Origin of the sequence: Mucilaginibacter sp. CSA2-8R, from assembly GCF_038806765.1 — a bacterium.
Lineage (GTDB): Bacteria > Bacteroidota > Bacteroidia > Sphingobacteriales > Sphingobacteriaceae > Mucilaginibacter.
Genome location: NZ_CP152389.1, coordinates 1,292,692 through 1,310,990 on the forward strand (window position 1 = coordinate 1,292,692; position 18,299 = coordinate 1,310,990).

At 43.0% G+C, this 18,299-nt stretch carries 15 protein-coding genes; 7 read left to right on the plus strand and 8 right to left on the minus strand.

Features of this window, described 5'->3' with window-relative positions; genetic code table 11:
* Positions 1–58: 58 nt before the first annotated feature.
* Positions 59–505, minus strand: coding sequence for a MarR family transcriptional regulator (locus tag AAGR14_RS05670; protein WP_342647625.1), 447 nt, complete (start codon positions 503–505; stop codon positions 59–61).
* Between the two features lie 134 nt (positions 506–639).
* On the opposite strand from AAGR14_RS05670, the gene AAGR14_RS05675 reads away from it, so the two are divergent.
* Positions 640–2,283, plus strand: a complete 1,644-nt coding sequence (locus AAGR14_RS05675) for a M28 family peptidase (protein WP_342647626.1) — start codon at positions 640–642, stop codon at positions 2,281–2,283.
* Positions 2,284–2,334: 51 nt separating this feature from the next.
* Here the strand turns inward: AAGR14_RS05675 and AAGR14_RS05680 are convergent, their stop codons facing one another.
* Positions 2,335–3,846: an MFS transporter gene (locus AAGR14_RS05680; RefSeq protein ID WP_342647627.1), complete on the minus strand. Its 1,512-nt coding sequence runs from the start codon at positions 3,844–3,846 to the stop codon at positions 2,335–2,337.
* A 541-nt stretch (positions 3,847–4,387) separates the two neighbouring features.
* Between AAGR14_RS05680 and AAGR14_RS05685 the strand changes: the two genes are divergently transcribed.
* The 4 genes from AAGR14_RS05685 to AAGR14_RS05700 all read left to right on the plus strand — a co-directional run bounded on the left by AAGR14_RS05685 (position 4,388) and on the right by AAGR14_RS05700 (position 11,632).
* A complete protein-coding gene (locus tag AAGR14_RS05685; protein ID WP_342647628.1) occupies positions 4,388–7,840 on the plus strand; it encodes a PKD domain-containing protein in 3,453 nt (1,150 codons plus the stop codon).
* Positions 7,840–8,862 (plus strand): type IX secretion system membrane protein PorP/SprF, encoded by a 1,023-nt coding sequence (locus AAGR14_RS05690; protein WP_342647629.1) that lies wholly within the window; start codon positions 7,840–7,842, stop codon positions 8,860–8,862. The genes AAGR14_RS05685 and AAGR14_RS05690 overlap by 1 nt, the downstream gene beginning before the upstream one ends.
* A gap of 117 nt (positions 8,863–8,979) precedes the next feature.
* Positions 8,980–10,824 (plus strand): PAS domain-containing sensor histidine kinase, encoded by a 1,845-nt coding sequence (locus tag AAGR14_RS05695; protein WP_342647630.1) that lies wholly within the window; start codon positions 8,980–8,982, stop codon positions 10,822–10,824.
* Between the two features lie 85 nt (positions 10,825–10,909).
* Positions 10,910–11,632, plus strand: coding sequence for a ThuA domain-containing protein (locus tag AAGR14_RS05700; RefSeq protein WP_342647631.1), 723 nt, complete (start codon positions 10,910–10,912; stop codon positions 11,630–11,632).
* A gap of 59 nt (positions 11,633–11,691) precedes the next feature.
* On the opposite strand, the gene AAGR14_RS05705 is transcribed toward AAGR14_RS05700, so the two are convergent.
* The gene (locus AAGR14_RS05705) at positions 11,692–13,101 is read right to left on the minus strand and encodes a pectate lyase (RefSeq protein WP_342647632.1); all 1,410 of its coding nucleotides are present in this window, start codon (positions 13,099–13,101) and stop codon (positions 11,692–11,694) included.
* 138 nt (positions 13,102–13,239) lie between these two features.
* Entirely contained in the window at positions 13,240–13,662 is a 423-nt protein-coding gene (locus tag AAGR14_RS05710; protein ID WP_342648677.1) for a secondary thiamine-phosphate synthase enzyme YjbQ, read from the minus strand.
* Between the two features lie 214 nt (positions 13,663–13,876).
* Here AAGR14_RS05710 and AAGR14_RS05715 point away from each other — a divergent pair, with 214 nt between their 5' ends.
* A complete protein-coding gene (locus AAGR14_RS05715) occupies positions 13,877–14,875 on the plus strand; it encodes a YhdH/YhfP family quinone oxidoreductase (RefSeq protein WP_342647633.1) in 999 nt (332 codons plus the stop codon).
* Between the two features lie 105 nt (positions 14,876–14,980).
* Here AAGR14_RS05715 and AAGR14_RS05720 read toward each other — a convergent pair whose 3' ends face one another.
* From AAGR14_RS05720 to AAGR14_RS05735, 4 genes are all read right to left on the minus strand, one after another.
* The gene (locus tag AAGR14_RS05720) at positions 14,981–15,190 is read right to left on the minus strand and encodes a hypothetical protein (RefSeq protein ID WP_342647634.1); all 210 of its coding nucleotides are present in this window, start codon (positions 15,188–15,190) and stop codon (positions 14,981–14,983) included.
* Positions 15,191–15,248: 58 nt separating this feature from the next.
* On the minus strand, positions 15,249–15,632 hold the full coding sequence (locus AAGR14_RS05725) for a hypothetical protein (protein ID WP_342647635.1): 384 nt from the start codon (positions 15,630–15,632) through the stop codon (positions 15,249–15,251).
* 113 nt (positions 15,633–15,745) lie between these two features.
* A complete protein-coding gene (locus AAGR14_RS05730; protein ID WP_342647636.1) occupies positions 15,746–16,459 on the minus strand; it encodes a LytTR family DNA-binding domain-containing protein in 714 nt (237 codons plus the stop codon).
* Positions 16,459–16,884: a hypothetical protein gene (locus AAGR14_RS05735; protein ID WP_342647637.1), complete on the minus strand. Its 426-nt coding sequence runs from the start codon at positions 16,882–16,884 to the stop codon at positions 16,459–16,461. Before AAGR14_RS05735 ends, AAGR14_RS05730 begins: the two co-directional genes overlap by 1 nt.
* Before the next feature lie 203 nt (positions 16,885–17,087).
* Here AAGR14_RS05735 and AAGR14_RS05740 point away from each other — a divergent pair, with 203 nt between their 5' ends.
* Complete coding sequence (locus AAGR14_RS05740) at positions 17,088–18,185, plus strand: histidine kinase (protein WP_342647638.1); 1,098 nt, start codon at positions 17,088–17,090, stop codon at positions 18,183–18,185.
* Positions 18,186–18,299 lie beyond the last annotated feature (114 nt).

Consider the following 18,299-nt stretch of genomic DNA (forward strand, 5'->3'; position numbering starts at 1 on the left):
TTATTGAGTTTAAGTAGATGTTTAAACATGTTGATATGTCAACTAATGATTGGCGTTATCAGGTTATAGCTTGCAGATGGGTTGAGCATTTTTCCAATAGTTCTGTAAGTATTAATTTTTCGGCTACTGACAGGTTAGTGAACATCTGGTTGTCTATAGCATCTGCTTCGCCGGCTATCTTTTTTGCTAAATCTGCTCCTGTATCGGTGATACTGATGAGCTTCTTCCGTTTATCTGTAACATCAGGTTTTACCTTTAAAAATCCCGAGCTTTCCAGCGAAGCTATCGTTCTCAACACAGACGATTTATCACGTACAATCTCGTCGGCAATATCCTGCTGAGATACCGGGCCATGATAATAAGCCACCATCAATACTGGTATCTGCTCAAACTGAATGTTTACTCCATCTTTAGAAAATAATTTATTGGCTTTGTTACAAATTATTTTGTGAATGTTGAAGATCTTAAACAGCAGCAAATCTTTATTAATACTACATCTTTCCACACTGTAAATCTAAAAAATAAAGTTGATGTGTCAACTAATTTTAGTGTGCGTTGTAAAATATTAATGATGAAAGCAGATCGAGTGTATTGTTAAAGATAAAAGTATAATTTTAGCATCATTGTACTACTTAGTTTATGAAAACAACAAATTATCTGTTTACCGCCGGCATAAGCCTGGGTTTAATGGTAAATATTGCCCAGGCGCAAAAGGCTACTGTAAATAAAGAGGTGGCGCAAGCCATGGAGCAGGCCAGCCCGGCTCAACTTAAAGCAGACATTACTTACCTGGCCGATGATAAACTGAAAGGGCGCCAACCAGGTACCGAAGGTTACCAAATGGCAGCGGATTATGTAATAAGCAGAATGAAAGCCTATGGCGTACAGCCCGCCGGAGAAGCCGGTGGCTGGCTGCAACAGGTAAAATTACGCAAAGCCTTTATCGGCCCTAATCCGGAAGTAATATTAACTAAAGGTACTTCAGGTAGCATTTTGGCTTATGGTAAAGAGGTAACTGTTATACCTAACCCAGCCGAGAGCACTGGCAGTGTGAACGCACCTGTGGCATTTGTAGGTTGCGGAATCACTAACACTGAGCAAAATTATGACGATTATAAAGGCATAGATGTAAAAGGGAAGGCGGTGCTGATTGTTAGGGGAGCGCCCAAAAGCTTTCCGTCGTCTGTGGCCTCGCATAGCATGGACATGGTAACGCTGCAAAAAAATGCTGCGGCTCATGGTGCCATAGCCGTGCTGTTCGCCTCGTCAGACAGTACCCGCCGCATGATTAACAATATGAACCGCCCGTCGTACAGTGTGCTGGACAATCAGGGTAAGGTATCAGTTTCGGGTAGTTTTTATTCTACACAAATTAAAATGGTAGCTACCCTGAGCTACGCCGTATCTAAACAGTTTTTGCAGGGTGGCGGTAAAGAAATTGATGCAACCGTGGCTGCCCTCAAAAACGGAACCGTACAGTCGGCTGATTTAGGTTATACGCTGAAAGGTAGGTATACCAGTACCTGGCAGGATATAAACAGCTTTAATGTAGTAGGCAAGGTTACCGGCAGCGATGCAAAGTTGAAAAACGAATACGTGGTACACAGCGCTCACTTAGACCATTTGGGTATTGGCCGCCCGGTAGAAGGTGATTCGCTTTACAATGGTGCACATGATAATGCGTCGGGCGTAGCCAGTATGCTGCAGATTGCCAATATATACTCGCATGTAAAAGTTAAGCCTAAACGCTCGGTACTGTTTGTTGCCGTAACCGGCGAGGAGTTAGGCGAGTTAGGTTCAGGCTATTTTGCGGTGAACCCAACGGTGCCTGTAAAAAATATTGTAGCCGACGTAAACACCGACATGCCAACCATTATTGCTCCATTGCTTTCTGTTACAGCATTAGGAGCCGAGCATTCATCGCTGGCTAAGGTAGTAGACGAGGCCGCTGCTTATCTGGATTTAACCGTTGAGCCTGACCCAGAGCCTAAAGAAAACCGTTTTGTGCGTAGCGACCAGTACAGTTTTGTTAAACAAGGAATACCCGCCTTGCACATCAAATACGGCAGCCGCACACCCGATGGTAAAAATAACCTGAACGAGACAGTGGCCGTATGGCGCGCAAAATACTATCACAAACCGCAGGATGACATTAACGGTATGTTTGATTTTGATGCCGGTGCCAAATACGCCAGGTTAAACTTTTTAATAGGTTACCTGGTAGCTAACAACCCGGTACGCCCGGAATGGAATAAAGGCGATATTTTTGCCGCGAAGCAATAATGGCCCATGATAACAAAAAATGCCACCTGGTAATCCGGGTGGCATTTTTTATTAGGCTATGTTTTTTAATTCTTCGCGTTGTTGCTTGCGGTGCCTTACCATTTTAACAACTTTACGTTTAACAGTAGTGCGTGGGTGATAAATGCCATTAGTAACCTCGCGCCCCAGATTAGTACGAAGCCTTTTGCGAAAGCTGACATGCATATGGTTAACCACTTTTTCGCGCTCCACTTCGCCTTCTTCTTTAATTTTACCGAGGTAGCGTAGAGAGGTTAGGGCCAGTAAGCCGCCTATAATAAAGAAGTAATTCCAGCCTTGCAGGTTAATTAACGTTATGTTACTTACATCGCCGGCGGCGTTAAATTGCATATTCCAGCTAAAAGGGTGCGTGGCAAAATAATCTGCCATTAGTCCGCCAAGCATCGGCGCAATGGTAGAAAAAAAGGCTACAAACATGTTTTTAGTAGAAATGTAAACGATGGCCTCCTGCTTAGGCGCCAGTTTAAAGCCAATATTACTCAAGGCTAAGTTAATTCCGGCTGTAGCTGCGCCGCTGATGATGTGTATAGCAGCCAGCATAACCACTGCTATTGATGTTGATGCAGGCATCCCCACGAAAGCAAAGGCCAGTATGCAGGCAATATATAATGGTGCACAAATGCTAATGAGCGTTTTGTTGCTAAACCAATCAGAGTAATTGCCCCACAGTTTTAAAGATAATATACCGCTGATTTGCCCTAAAATACCCAGACCGATAATGTATGACAACGGCAAACCAATCGTCTTCAGCATAAACACCGAAAAGAAAGGGGTAGCCAGGTTAAGTGCAAAAGCCCAAAACGAGTTAAATATAAGCAGGTTCTTGAAATTTTTGTTTTTAAGCGGCTTGCCAAATAAGGTAAGCAACTTGTCATCCATGGGCAGTGATTGCGGCTCGGGCGTGCGCAGTAAAAATGCTACACTGGCCATACCCAGCATGCCGCCAATTAAAAACAGCAAGTGATAAGTGAGTATTTCCTGTTGCGGATAGTGAAGCTTTACGTAATCAATGCCAAAAGCGGTGGCCAGGCTCAGACTAACATTTAAAACCTGCGCTATACGGCTGCGGCGCGAAAAAAAGCTACCCAATTGTGTACCGGGTACTAAATCTTTAATCCATGAGTTCCAGCTGGCACCGGCAATGTCGCCAAACACGTGCTGAAAAAATAGCATCAACAGCAACACCTGTATGCTGGTACCCCGGGTAAACACGAAGGGGATAATACCGATAGCCAGGATGGGCAGGCGGGCCAAAAAGTTAAACAATGCGGTTATGGCCCTCCGGTTGTTAAACCGTTGTACCATCCAGATAGAAAATAGCTGAAAAACAGTGGTAAATGTAGGCAGCGCGGCAAACAAACCCAACTGAAAGTTGGTAGCGCCCATGTTAACCGCCATAGCTGTTAAAAAAGTGCCGCTGGTAAACACCACCATCGCTTCGGAGGTCATACCATCGGCCATCACCAGATTTAAGCCTCGTTTAATCTGGCGGTCTGTTAAAAATGCAGAAGGACGTAAGTTCATCAATAAAAAAGCGCCGTATACTCAAAGCGCTCAGTTGAGTTTAATCGATTAATAGTTTAATTAAGGGGTTGCAAATCTACACAATTTGCCGACTCAGGTGATGGAATTTTCTACTGAGTTTATGCGCTTTTCTACGGTGTTAAAATCTATAAAGTTTCAGTCAGGCTTTATGATATTAAAAGATAAATAGCTGACACGATAGGAAAGTTTGTTGATGTTTATAAAGGTAATTGGCAACCCAATTGAGTGTTCACCGCGTCATAATCCGCAGCTATACAGTTAAGTGTTAAATCTGTTTAATATTTTTTAATTTAAATATTTATGTATTTTTAGAAACGCTTTGCCAAATAATAAATAGCCTGAGCGAGCCTGATTACTCCGTTAATACTATTGAAGTGTGAGAAAATTTCTCTTTTGCGCCTTGCTGACTTTTTTTTGGTTTTGCGGATGGCAGAGCGGCTATGCCCAAACGAGTAAGGGTACTGAGTTTTGGACAGCATATATGTCACATAATGATGGTGCAGGCCCGAATGGTAGCCAAATGAGTTTATATATAACCTCAGATGTAACTACAACGTTTAATGTCGAGTTTGCAGACGGAACTCCAATTGCTTCAGGTACAGTTAACGCTAATACAGCTTATACACCGATCAATATACCCACCATTGGATATTTGGGTAGCAGTGAGGTCTTAGCAAGCAAAAAGGGAATACACATTACTTCGGCACTTCCTATTGCTGTATATGCGCACATATATTTTCAAAGTGTTTCCGGTGCAACATTGCTACTGCCGGTAAATGCGCTCAATAAAAATTATTTTTCCATTAATTACACTCAATTATCAAACGCAACTTTTAACAATCCGGCATTCTCTACTTTTGCTGTTATTGCTACCGAAGATGAAACTACAGTACGCATCACGCCTACAAAAGACATCGTAAATCGCGTTGGTAACACCAATATAATTACTCATGCTAAGGGAATACCTTTCGAAATTAACTTACAAAAGGGTGATGTTTATCAGGCAGCAGCAAGTGAAGATTTAACCGGTACTCGTATAGTTTCAATCTCTACGGCTACGGCTGCATGTAAAAAAATCGCTGTTTTTTCGGGAAGTAGTCGTATGCGAATAGGGCAATCTACAACAAATACATCATCTGACAATTTATTTCAGCAGGTCTACCCAACTGCAGTATGGGGTAAAAACTTTGTAACGGCTCCGTTAAAGGGTAGGTCATATGATGTTTTTCGTATTATATATAGCGATCTATCTGCTAAGGTAAAAGTAAACGGTATTTCTGTTAATCCAACGCAAACCACAGGTGATATAGGTTTTTATGAATTTGAAACACCAAACGGCTCAAATGCAAACAATATCATTTCGTCTGATAAGCCTATTCAAGTTGCTCAATACGCGGTAACACAAAGTAACGGCTACAACAATACCGTTTTTTCAGAATCGGTAGGCGACCCAGAAATGATATTTTTACCGCCAATTGAACAGGGGCTCAATAAAATTACTTTCTATTCGTCGCCCTACAGTAATCCCAATATAAAGGTTAGTTATCTAAATGTCGTTATATCAGCCGCTGCTGCTGCATCATTCACAATCGACGGTAATTTATATGGGGCTGCAAATTTTCTTCCTATTGCAGGAACGCCTTATGTATATGCACAAATACAAATGCCGTTCGGTTCTCATACAATAGCGGCTTCTGATAGTTTCAACGCTGTGGTTTACGGTTTTGGTAGAGCAGAATCATATGGTTTTGCGGCAGGAACGAATCTTCGTGATTTGAATGAGTATATAAGCTTGGGCGATGCCAGCAGCTCCACTGGTACCCGGCTAAATGGTTGCACGGGTACGCAATATGATTTGCAGCTTAAGGTGCCTTATAGGCCAACCAAGATTGTTTGGGATCCAGGCGACGGGACTGCGGCGACACCGAGCCCTTTTCTAACGCCAATAAAAACCGACACATTAAGTGACAGCACTATTCTATATACTTATCGTTTTTTCAGAAAGGTTAGTTATGCAGTAGGTGCTTATCAGGCAAGTGCAACAGTAACATTGCCTGTCGTTAGCAATAATGACTGCAGCGCAGACAGAATTATCAACTTTAATTTTAATATACTTGATTATCCGGTTTCAAGTTTTACCACTGCCGCGAATAATTGTGCAGGAAGCAGCGTTCAATTTACAGATAGCTCGAACCCTTCAGGTGCCAATATAGTGCAATGGATTTGGGACTTTGGAGATGGTACCAACAGCACGGCAGGCAATCCTAATACGGCCAACATCCAAAATCCAACACATACTTTTACACAAGCCGGAAATTATACCGTTAAGCTGACGGTAGTTAATGAAAATGGCTGTTCGGCTACAGCGCAGCAAACGGTACACGTTAGTCGTAATCCAACAGCATCCTTTAAAATATCTACACCTGATTGTGCTGGTAAAGATATCACCTTTACCGATCTTTCTGTAGCCAACGAGGGTAGCCTTAGTCAATGGACGTGGAATTTTGGGGATGGCAGTGCTGTCGCAACGCTTACCAGCAACACCCCGTTTACGCACCAATATGCCACAGCCGGAACATACAATGTTACCTTACAAGTAACTAATAGCTCAGGCTGTACAAGTAACATATTTACTTTGCCTGTAGTAATACATGAATTGCCGCAGGCTAACTTTGTACTGCCTGATGCTTGCGTATTAGACAATATTAAATTCATTAACACCAGTACAATAGCTGATGGTACGCAAAGCTTGTTTACTTATTTATGGAATTTTGGTGATGGAAACATATCAACTACCAAAGATGGTGTACATCATTACAATGCGGCGGGTACGTATCAGGTTACTTTAACGGTAACTTCTGTTTATGGTTGTGTAAGCACCACTACTCAAAGTTTCTTTTTGAACGGGTCTTTCCCTATAGCTAAATTTAATATACCCGATCAGATATGCAGCAGTGATGCACTTACCATAGCCGATCAGTCTACGGTTAACCCCGGCAACATCACCCGTTACGATATTTATTATGACTATGATCGTAAGCCTACTTCGGTAGTTACTTATGATCGTAACCATCTACCCATACCAACTGATAAAATTTTTACACACAACTATGGTTTAAATAATACCATAGGATATGCAGATTATCATATCAAAATTGTGGTTTACTCGGGCAGTAGTTTAAGTTGTACTGCCGTTTATGATAAAACAGTGCGGGTTTATGCTAATCCGTTGGTTACGTTATCTGCACCGGCTACCCTTTGCCAAAATGATATACCTGTGCAAATTGCAGTAGATACACACGGCTTTACTGGTCAGGGTGTGTTTAGCGGGGGCGGTGTTACCAGTACCGGCGTTCTCGATCCTAAAAAAGCCGGGCCGGGTAATCATCAAATCGTCTATAAATTTATGAGTGATGCAGGGGGGTGCGAAGCTTCAGATACTGTAAACATCAAGGTCAACGCTGTGCCGCTCATCACCGGGAAGCGTAGTGCACTTATACTTTCCGGAGGGCAGATAACGCTTGATCCGCTCGCGGTTTCTTTAGACGGAAGCACATTAACTTACACATGGTCGCCGGCTGCGGGGTTAAGCAATACGCATATCATGAGCCCGGTGGCAAGTCCGCAAACTGATACCCAGTATACGCTTACCGTATCATCATCCAATGGCTGTTCAGCATCTGCTGTGTTTGCTGTGAGTGTTTTACAGCAACCTATAGTTTATAATACCTTTACGCCCAACGGCGACGGGGTGAATGATACCTGGAACATCTCTAACCTGAATACTTATGTAAATGCTACGGTAGAGGTGTTTAATCGCAACGGCGACCGCGTTTATTACTCTATTGGCTATCCAGTACCATGGGATGGGCGTTACAACGGCCGGGATTTACCAGAAGGCGTTTACTATTATATTATTAATCCGAAAAATGGCAGACAGGCTCTATCGGGTTCGGTAACCATTATCAGATAATGCATAAGATGAGAGTTTGGTTGTTGAGTGTGCTATTTTTCATGATCAGCGTGTACAATCTATCTGCCCAGCAACGCCCGCAGTATACGCAATATGTGTTTAATAACTATTTGCTTAATCCAGCGGTGTCTGGCATCGAAAATTATACTGATTTCAGGGCGGGTTACCGCAGCCAGTGGACAGGTTTGGAGGGGGCGCCGGTTACCAGCTATGTATCTGTAAATGCACCTATAGGTTTGAATTTTACTGAGGGTGATCCCATGAGTATGTCCAGCGGATCCGATAATCCGCTGAGTCGTTCGTATACACGTAACTACATGGCTGCCGAGCCTCATCATGGTATAGGTATGATGGCTATAAGCGATAGGGCAGGGCCTATCACCCAAACCTCTGTTGCGGGTACCTACGCTTACCATTTGGGTTTAACGCCTAAGCTTAATTTGTCGGTTGGCGTAATGGCCGGAGTGAACCGTATAAGCCTTGATTTAAGCCAGGTAACGCTCGAAAACCCCAACGACCCTGCAATTACCAATGGTAATGCCAGTCAGTTTAAACCTGATGTTGGTGTAGGTGTGTGGGCTTACTCGGGTAATTATTATGTAGGTGCATCAGTGCAGCAGCTACTAAAGCAAACTATTACTTTCGGTGATGCCTCTGTTTATAATCAGGGAAAAACAGTGCCGCACTATTTTATTACCGGCGGTATGAAGGTTTTTTTGGACGAAGACATTACATTACTCCCGGCTTTTTTAGTTAAGATGGTTAACCCGGCACCGTTAAGCTATGATATCAACTTAAAACTGGCGTTTAGTAATAAATTATGGGTAGGCGGTTCGTACCGGCATAATGATTCAAAATCCGCCATGGTAGGTATCAATATAAATTCGGTTATCAATGTAGGGTATGCCTACGACTTTACCAGTTCCAACCTGCGCACGGTTAGTAATGGCAGCCACGAAATTGTGCTGGCCATTTTATTTAATAATCGTTACAAAGTGAGTAGTTCGCAGCGAAGCTGGTAAGTAAAGTGATGGCATCAATTTTTAACGCGGGGTTAAGTGTAATAGATTGTGCAAAAACGAAAGTTTAGTTTGTTGATTGATATAGCATTTTAGAGATTGAAGGCGGAAATTATAAATATGGACTTTGCAGCTCATGGCAGTGGTTTCGAGGTGCTGTTTTATGCTAACCCTCAACCGATGTGGATTTTTGATATTCACAATTTAAGGATACTGGAAGTAAACGACGCTACTTTAAAGCGCTACGGCTATAACCGCGACGAGTTTTTAAATAAAACCATCAAAGATTTAAGGCCGCCTGAAGATGTTGTTCTATTGGATGCATTATTGCCGGCTATTAAGGGAAATAATACCAACAGCCGGGAGTTTAGGCATTTGACTAAAACCGGTGCGTCTTTATATGTAGAAATTACTTCTTATGCCATAAACTTTAAGGGCAAACCTGCCCGTATGGTATATGCTAAAAATATTGATGAGCATAAAAAATTAGAAGGAAAGCTAGAACTTACTCAAAGAAAGCTGATGCAGGTTCTAGAAACCTCACTGATCGGCTTTTTGCAGATTAATTTTGACTGGACCATTACTTACTGGAATAAAGCAGCTGAAATGCTGATTGGTTATGGTCAGGATAGTGTTATTGGGAATAATATCTGGACTATATTGCCCGAAATAAGATATTCAGATTTTAACTATTATTTTGAAAAAGCTCTATTAGAGCGTACTAATGAAGATTTTGTAGATTACTTCTGGCCATTGCAAAAATGGTTTTCGTGCAGCGTGTACCCTGTTGATGATGGCATTATTGTACACTTTAGAGATGTTACTGATGAAAGGCAAAACCAAGAAGGCCTGTTAGAGAAAATTGACCAGTTAAAGGAGATATCTTATTTAAATTCACATGCCATCCGTAAACCGATTGCCAGTTTGTTGGGTTTAACACAACTTATTACGCAGGACATAGTTAATGCCAATGAGTTTAAGAACATAGCCGCATTAATGCACGAATGCAGTACTGAACTGGACGAAGTAGTGAGAGAGGTAAACCGCCGTGTAATTAACCAGGATAACCTGCAAGGCAGCAGCGACGGTATGGAGGTTTTTTGTTTTGAAGATTTAATAACGCAACTGATTGCAGATATACAGCACCTGTACCAGCAACATCATATTATCATTATACAAAGCATTAAGATAGATTTCTACGGTAACAAACATAGTATTGCCTTGGCTTTAAAGTACCTGATAGATAATGCAGTTAAGTTTTCTCCGGCAGGTAGCAGCATTGTGATAAGGTCTGAACTGCTAAGCCACAATATAGTATTGAGCGTAGAAGACTTTGGTGCCGGTTTAAGCGCAAAACAAATGCAGGGCTTGTTTTTTTTAATTAACCAGCGCAAGCATGCCAGCCTGAGTACAGGTTTATTCAAAATAAACGAAGTATGCCGCAGGCACCACGGCAACATGTGGATTGAGAGCGATTTTGGACAGGGGTCTGTGTTTACCATGCGCTTCCCGATTTCTAATTTGGGCATGGCCAAACTCAGCCGCAAAAGCAAACTACTCGCTTTTAAACAATCGGCTATCGAGATTACTTTCAATGAAGAGAAAAAATGCCTGGTGCTTAACTGGTCGGATTTTCATAATAGCTATACCGTACGAGACGGATGTCTAAAGGCGCTGCAACTACTGCAAGAGCATCAATGCAGTAAAATTTTAAACAACAATGCCGATACCTTAGGTGGCTGGATGGATGCCTGTGACTGGATTGTGGATGAGTGGTTTCCGGTTGCACAATCGGCCGGATTAAAACATGTAGCCTGGATACACTCCACTTGCACGTTCAGTAATTTATCGGCAAAATATACTTTTAACGCTTTTAAAAGCGACGTTATAACCAAACAGTTTAAAGACGTGCAGCAGGGACTAAACTGGTTGAGTAACCCGATGATGGAAGTATATAGCGAGTAATATCAGAGCCAATTAATTTCTGATGTATTGTTGTTAGCTCTTTACAATTATATGTTTAGCTTTGGTACCAACCAAGGTCTGAATTATGTCTTTATCTCAAAAACTGCTGCTGGCTTTTTTGCTGTGCAGTAACTGTCTGCTGGCAAAGCAAAAAGTTTTAATATTCTGCAAAACTGCCGGCTTTCATCATCAATCTATTGGGGCTGGTATTAATGCAATTAAGCTGCTTGGCGAAAAAAATAATTTCGAAACCGATACTACAACCGATGCCAGTAAGTTTACTTACGGCAACCTGAAAAAATATGCTGCCGTGATATTTTTAAATACAACCGGCGACGTCCTTAACGATGGGCAGCAAACTGAGTTTCAAAAATACATCAGGTCGGGTAAGGGATATGTAGGGGTACATGCTGCTACCGATACCGAGTACGACTGGCCATGGTACGGCGAGTTGTCAGGCGCTTACTTTAGTAATCATCCCAAAATACAGCAGGCCGTTTTAAAGTTAAACGGCCCTGCCAATGATTTTACTAAGGATTTGCCCGCGCAATGGACCAAAACCGACGAGTGGTACAACTTTAAATGGATATCAGATAAAATACATGTGGTGCTCGTGCTGGATGAAAGCAGTTATACTGGCGGTAAAAACGGGGCAATGCACCCCATGAGCTGGTACCACGAATTTGATGGTGGCAGGGCATTTACAACTGCCTTGGGTCACACCGATGAGTCCTATACAGATCCGCTGTTTTTGCAGCATCTTTTAGCCGGCATCAATTACGCCATGGGGCGGAAAGTGAAGGTCTAAAGTATACACACACACACACACACACTCAGTTTAAAAGGGTTTTTGAAAATCTGAATAGCTTATTTGGTTAAGCTATTCAGGTAAACTTCAAGCATGGTATAGCCTTCTGCGTTAAGTTTGTTGCCGTCTTTCGCATTGTGTGAGTCTAATCGGTTTTTAGTTTCCCAGGCATCAGGTATACCATCGCCGTCCGAGTCTTTTTCGGGAGCTTTAGATGGGTATGTAGCCCAGCCGCCAACTGCCGATGGATCGTCAATAATACCCGGTTTACCTAAAACGCCCATACCCTCGCAATGATTAGTTTGAGCTTCTTTCACCAGTCGCTGGTCGGTTGCATCGCGTTTGGGCAGTGTAGCCCCGGCATTAGCCAGTACTGCTCCTAAAGCTTTGTCGGCAGTCTGCATCGCAATAGCATCGCTTACAGCAAACTCAGTTGCTGTAAAAATGTCTTTTTGCTTGTCTGCAGGTACTTCTTTGGCATCAACGCCTTTGCGGTTATCTGTGGTTAAAACTTTTGAGCCACGCATTATATTACCAGTCAAAAACCAAGTGCCAACGCCCTTAGCTTTTTCGGGCGTGTAGTTAGCTTTTACAAATTTTAACTCGGCAGGTGTGGCCGGACCTGGTAAATAATAGTTATTTACCAGGTTAATCATTGATTTGCCATTGGGTATCTCAACCTCGCCGCCATAACAGGCATTGGGCGACGACCAGTTGAAGATGACGTTGTTCCGGTAATCAATCAATGCGGTGGTATCATGCGCCCGCGCGCCATTAAATCTTACAGTACGGCTGTTATTGTCTGCAATTAAATTATGATGGAAAGAAGATCTTTGCCCACCCCAAACACCGCTGTACGAACGGTGCCCTTTCGCATGTCCGGCTTCGTATAAACCTTCGCTGCTAATACACCATTGTATGGTTAAATTTTTAGTATCGTAGAGTGCTGCATTTTCTTCATTAGCCCAACCGAACGAGCAATGATCTATCATTACATCATGACAGTTTTCTACGTCGATGCCATACAGACCCGATTTTTCTTTACCTCCCGGCCTGGAGCGCAGGTAACGGATAATGATATTGCCATGGTTACCGCCCGCCCGGCCGCTGGCACCGTTTATCCGGAGCGAGTGGCTTTTTAAACAAATGCCGTCGCCAGGTGCCGTTTGCCCGGCTATGGTAACGTTCGACCGTTTAATCCTAATATCTGATTTTAAATCAATAATACCCGAAACGTTAAAAATTACGGTAATGGGTTCATCCGGGTATTTTTCAAGGGCCCAGCGCAGGCTGCCATCCCCGCTGTCGTTAATATTGGTTACCGCAACTACTTGTCCGCCCCGGCCTCCGGTAGCCCATTTACCAAAGCCTTCTGCCGTCGGAAATGCAGGTGTTGGGTTAGTGTTACCGCTTGGTAGGGCAGTACTTAGGCAGAGTAAAATTGCCGGGAAGATATTAAAAGACAGCATGATATTTAGCGTTTATAATAGATTGGTGCTGAATAACGAATTATGGCACTCAGCATATTCAAAGCTAAGCATCTGCGTGCAAAAGATTACGGTATTATACATTGTCATGCTAATCGTTACAATAACAGGTCGGTAATATTACTCGCCCCAGGCTGTAATCATAACATTGCGGTTGCCACCATGGTTGCGGTGTTCGCATAGGTATATGCCCTGCCAGGTGCCTAATGCCAGCCTGCCGTTGCGGATGGGAATCATGACCGAAGCGCCCAGCATAGCCGCTTTCAGGTGTGCGGGCATATCGTCCGAGCCTTCGTAGTCGTGCATGTAATCCGGGTCGTTTTCGGGCACGGCTTTATTAAAGTACATTTCAAAATCCGCTCTTACGGTCGGGTCCGCATTCTCATTGATGGCTAGCGAGGCCGAGGTATGCTGGATGAAGACCTGGCACATGCCTGCGTTGATATCCCGCAGTTGCGGCATGGCTTGTTGTATCTCGGTGGTGATGATGTGAAAACCGCGCCTTCGCGCTTTGAGTTGTAACGCCTGTTGATAAAGTTTCATGAATGGCCGTTTTAAGAATTGATCGTTAACATCAAGACCAGTAAAGTCATCACTTGTTTTACCTGCGCAATACAATGTTAATAGACACTTGATGCAAGCACCACGATTTAATCCAAATGTAATTTTAAGGTAGTGGGTTGATAACAATTCTCCATTATTGTTATTTATTTATGTAAGATGCAGCAATGCATTCTAAAACCCAATGCTCGTCAATATGGAAGTAAATTTTGATGCCCTCTGGATTACCGAAGATAACGGCACGTATAAAAAGGAAATTAAACAGCTATCGACCTCGCAATTACCTATCGGTGATTTACTGATTAAGGTGAAATATTCGTCTGTTAATTACAAAGATGCGCTGTCGGCAAGCGGTAATAAGGGCGTTACCAAAAAGTTTCCGCATGTGCCCGGTGTTGATGCAGCAGGTATTGTAATGCAGTCTAATACTTCAGCTTTTGCCGCAGGCGACGAGGTGATTGTAACCGGTTTTGATTTGGGCATGAATACCTGGGGCGGCTTTGCAGGTTACATCCGCATACCGGCTGACTGGGCTATTCGCTTGCCCCAAGGCTTATCGTTACAAGAAGCCATGGCTTTTGGTACGGCTGGATTAACTGCCGGGCTATCCGTGCTGGAAGTTGTTGATGCGCAGATTGAGGCTACGGCGGGACCAGTAGTGGTAAGCGGTGCTACCGGAGGGGTAGGGAGTATTGCTGCATCCATATTAACTACATTAGGCTACCAGGTAGTGGCAGTTTCGGGCAAAACGGAAGATGTTTTTTTAACGGATATATTAGGGGTAACTGAAATAATGGGCCGTGACGAGTTTATAGATGCTTATGATGCCAAGCCAATAACCAAGCCGGCCTTTGCTGCAGGAATTGATACGGTAAGCGGTCGTATTTTGTCGGGTATGCTTAAGGCTGCACAATACGGCGGTGTGGTTACCTGCTGTGGTATGGTAGCATCGCCCGAATTACAAACCAGTATATTTCCTTTCATATTACGCGGTGTTAAGCTTGCCGGTATCGACTCTGTTATGGCACCTCTGCCTGTACGCCAAAAAGTATGGCAATTACTGGCTACTGGTTGGAAGCCGCATAATTTGCAGAAAATTGTACAAGAAATAGATTTACCAGCTTTGCCCGAGGTGCTCGAAGTGCTGTTGCACGGCCAGGCCCGAGGCCGGCATATTTTAAAGCATGCAGACTAAGCAACATGTCTTGAAACGAGCTTAGTACTGCGTTAGCTTTTAGGTCATTGTAGCCATTTCAATTAATGCAATGGTTTTGCTGGCGTCGCTTACCTGCAGGCCGAGTTAAGCTATCAATGCACTGTAATTTGCTGGGTTGGTTAAGCCTTTTCGCTGATAAACTTCTATACTGATGGACTGTTTTGGAATAATATAACTTACTATTGCAGGTTGCGAAGCTACCTCCGAAGTTGCGTCTTTCTGACAGGCGCCAAGAGATAAAATAAAGCCAATGATGATGATAACCACAAAGGCCGAAACTATGGTTCTGAGCATTACTTTAATTTTAACGTTGAGAGTAATATTGAGCCGGACCTTAGGGTGGTTCGAGCGTTTACGGTTTAATAATGGCCATGTTGTTACGAGCTTGTTTAAGCTTGCGCAACCGGGCCGAATCATCCGGTTTTGCATAATGTAAATGGTGCCATCGTTTTCTGAACCAATAATACAGCCCGTTCTGGCCGCAGGCCATTCTGATCATGTCCAGCAACGTGTTGTTAAAAAGGCGTTCGCTGATGTTATACTGCTGTATGGCCTCACGTTCAAAAAAAATAGGCGGTTTGTATTTGATGAGAACGCTGTCGAGCATTTTATCCACACCATTAGTAAAAAAGTGATCTATTACCACCTTTTTTAGGGTTAGCTTGCCGCGCTGAGCATAGGTAGCTGAGAAGGCTTTATTGAAAAGTAATGCGGGGTGAATAAACAATCGTATCATCAACAATCAGGCGGCTAATATGCCCAAGTTGCGATATATAACCGTCTGTCTGAAAAAAATGAGATAAGGGGCCACATGGTGTAGACCAAACCCCTCCTTGTGCCGAAAAATAGCTACTGGATTTTGCCCGTCATGCGGTTGATGGCATCTTTGTAATTTTCACTGAAGGGTATTTCTGCATCTCCTATTTTAATCCGCCCCTTGCGTATTGAGTGCAGGTGATCGAGATTTACAATGTATGATTTGTGCACTCTGAAAAACTGGTCGGCAGGTAACTGTTCTTCCAAAGCTTTAATGGTAATGCGCGAAAGGATGGGTTTGGGTAAGTTGGTGGCGTACAGCTTTACATAGTCTTTCAAACCTTCGATATAGGTAATATCGTCGTGGCTTATTTTAATCAAGTTGTAATCGGCATACACAAACAGGTACTTGCGCGGCTTATCAGTAGCGGTTGGTTCGGGCTGTTTTTTATTGAGCTCGAACATCGCATGCGCTTTATTGCACGCTTTTAAAAATCGCTCAAACGATACCGGCTTAAGCAGGTAATCTACTACGTCAAGCTCAAAACCATCAATGGCAAACTGCTCATAGGCCGTCACAAAAATTACCAGTGGTTTTTGGGCTAAACTTTTTACCAGTTGCAAACCGCTGATGCCTGGCATCTGAATGTCGCAAAAAATCAGGTCAATATTTTGTTCCTGCAGTATCTGTATAGCCTGAGTGGCGTTGCGGCAACTACCAGTCAACTGCAGGTATTCCACCTGTTTAATATTGTCTTCCAAAAGTTCGAGCGCCAGAGGCTCATCGTCAATAATCAGGCAACGCATCAGGTTAAATTTATTTGTGCAAATACTAAGTAATTGTCAAGGTAGTAATCGCGGTAAAGTAAATAATCATTCGGATATAACGCTTCCAGTTTTCGCCTAAGCCTTAAGAAAGTAGCCTGCGTACGTTCGTCAAAAACTGCCATGTTCCGTTTGTAATGAACGCAAACGGTTAGCCGGTTGTCCTCCAGTTGAAGGTCGAAAATAATAATGGGTTTTTCAACATCGGGAATGCCAAATTCAAACGCATCGTTGATTAAAGGCATTAATAAATCATGTTCTATTTGATGCTGTGATACTACAGACACATAGTTTAAATCGATACGGGCAGTATCAACGCAGTTAAGTTTTATCCGTTGGATATGGCCTGCCAGGTAATCAGTTTCTTGCGATGCACTAAATAGCTTTTGAGAACTTTTGCGATACATAAATGAGAGCCCTTGATGAGCTGTTAACTGCATAGTTAACTTTTTAGCGCTTTATATTTTCAGGTTATAGATGTACCGGCCAAATGTGTAGACCAAAACAGTTACATTGCATGTTAACCATCAGAACCGGCGTTCGTCGCGGCAATATGGGCTGTTATCTCATTAATATGCAGCACCCGTAAAATGTATGTTTATTTGTAGTAATGAATAAGTTAATTGGTAAACCCTGGGTTTATAATTCGATTCCGGCATTGGTGTGGTTTTTATTGCTGGTACTGCCTTTTTTAACTGGCCGGCCGGCTAACATACCGGCTACGGCGCATCACCGCTTTCTCATCAATGTAGTAAGTACCAATTTCTTATTGTTGTGTGTATTTTATTTGCACACGTATTTGCTGTACCCCATCCTTAAACGCAAGGGCCTTGCTTGGTATATAGTTTCGCTGGTATTGATGCTTGGTGTTTACGGTCTTTGCTGGTGGTTGATTACAGGCGTGTTTCATCATCCCGATGCTGCCCGTCATTTGCCCGATTTAACGCGTGCCGGCCAAAATGGTGCTCGTAATGGCAGGCATTTTGGCCCGCCGGGCGGTGGGGGGCCAAGGCCCTTCTCGGCAGTATTAAGTGTGCTTATTGCCTTGCTTTGCAGTTACTGTTATAAAATGATACTCGACAACGCTAACCGCGAGCAGTTGCTCAAGGAGCGCGAAACCATCCATTTAAAAACGGAGCTTAACTTTTTGCGTTCGCAGATTAGTCCGCATTTTATGTTCAATGTGCTGAATAACCTGGTTGCGCTGGCTCGAAAAAAGTCTGATACGCTTGAACCCGCCATTATTAACCTTTCGCAGATAATGCGATATATGCTGTACGAAAGTGATGATAACCAGGTATTACTTTCTAAAGAGATTGAATACCTAAAAAGTTATATCAATTTACAAATGCTTCGCTTTGGTAGCGAGGTAACCGTTAAGGTAAACGTAACAGGTAACGCCGATATGTTTATGATTGAGCCCATGCTGCTGATCCCGTTTGTAGAGAACGCCTTTAAACATGGAACCGGTATGCTCGAAAACCCGGTAATTTTGATTGGGCTGAATGTTGATGAAACTAAACGTCAGTTACAATTCAGGGTTACTAATTCTATCAGTCCGCTCGATGTATCTAAGGATAAAAGCTCTGGTATTGGACTTAGCAATGTAAACCGGCGTTTAGCCATCTTATATCCAGGCAAGCATCAGCTTAATGTTTTCAATAAAGATAATTCTTTTACTGCCGAGCTCATTCTCAACCTGGCATAAACTCAAATCATCTATCAGTCGGTAATAAAAAAACTGCTGTCGCGTAAAAGTTGCCGCTGGTCGCTACAATAATCCGGGTGGTATACTTTATTTTTTATTTGCTTTTGACCGGGG

Excerpts from the sequence above, each read along its gene's own strand:
- AAGR14_RS05730 (WP_342647636.1), bottom strand. The coding sequence starts at position 16,459 with ATGCGTTGCCTGATTATTGACGATGAGCCTCTGGCGCTCGAACTTTTG.
- AAGR14_RS05700 (WP_342647631.1), top strand. The coding sequence starts at position 10,910 with ATGTCTTTATCTCAAAAACTGCTGCTGGCTTTTTTGCTGTGCAGTAAC.
- AAGR14_RS05680 (WP_342647627.1), bottom strand. The coding sequence starts at position 3,846 with ATGAACTTACGTCCTTCTGCATTTTTAACAGACCGCCAGATTAAACGA.
- AAGR14_RS05715 (WP_342647633.1), top strand. The coding sequence starts at position 13,877 with ATGGAAGTAAATTTTGATGCCCTCTGGATTACCGAAGATAACGGCACG.
- AAGR14_RS05705 (WP_342647632.1), bottom strand. The coding sequence starts at position 13,101 with ATGCTGTCTTTTAATATCTTCCCGGCAATTTTACTCTGCCTAAGTACT.
- AAGR14_RS05740 (WP_342647638.1), top strand. The coding sequence starts at position 17,088 with ATGAATAAGTTAATTGGTAAACCCTGGGTTTATAATTCGATTCCGGCA.
- AAGR14_RS05710 (WP_342648677.1), bottom strand. The coding sequence starts at position 13,662 with ATGAAACTTTATCAACAGGCGTTACAACTCAAAGCGCGAAGGCGCGGT.
- AAGR14_RS05690 (WP_342647629.1), top strand. The coding sequence starts at position 7,840 with ATGCATAAGATGAGAGTTTGGTTGTTGAGTGTGCTATTTTTCATGATC.
- AAGR14_RS05720 (WP_342647634.1), bottom strand. The coding sequence starts at position 15,190 with ATGCTCAGAACCATAGTTTCGGCCTTTGTGGTTATCATCATCATTGGC.
- AAGR14_RS05675 (WP_342647626.1), top strand. The coding sequence starts at position 640 with ATGAAAACAACAAATTATCTGTTTACCGCCGGCATAAGCCTGGGTTTA.
- AAGR14_RS05695 (WP_342647630.1), top strand. The coding sequence starts at position 8,980 with ATGGACTTTGCAGCTCATGGCAGTGGTTTCGAGGTGCTGTTTTATGCT.
- AAGR14_RS05735 (WP_342647637.1), bottom strand. The coding sequence starts at position 16,884 with ATGTATCGCAAAAGTTCTCAAAAGCTATTTAGTGCATCGCAAGAAACT.
- AAGR14_RS05725 (WP_342647635.1), bottom strand. The coding sequence starts at position 15,632 with ATGATACGATTGTTTATTCACCCCGCATTACTTTTCAATAAAGCCTTC.
- AAGR14_RS05685 (WP_342647628.1), top strand. The coding sequence starts at position 4,388 with ATGAGTTTATATATAACCTCAGATGTAACTACAACGTTTAATGTCGAG.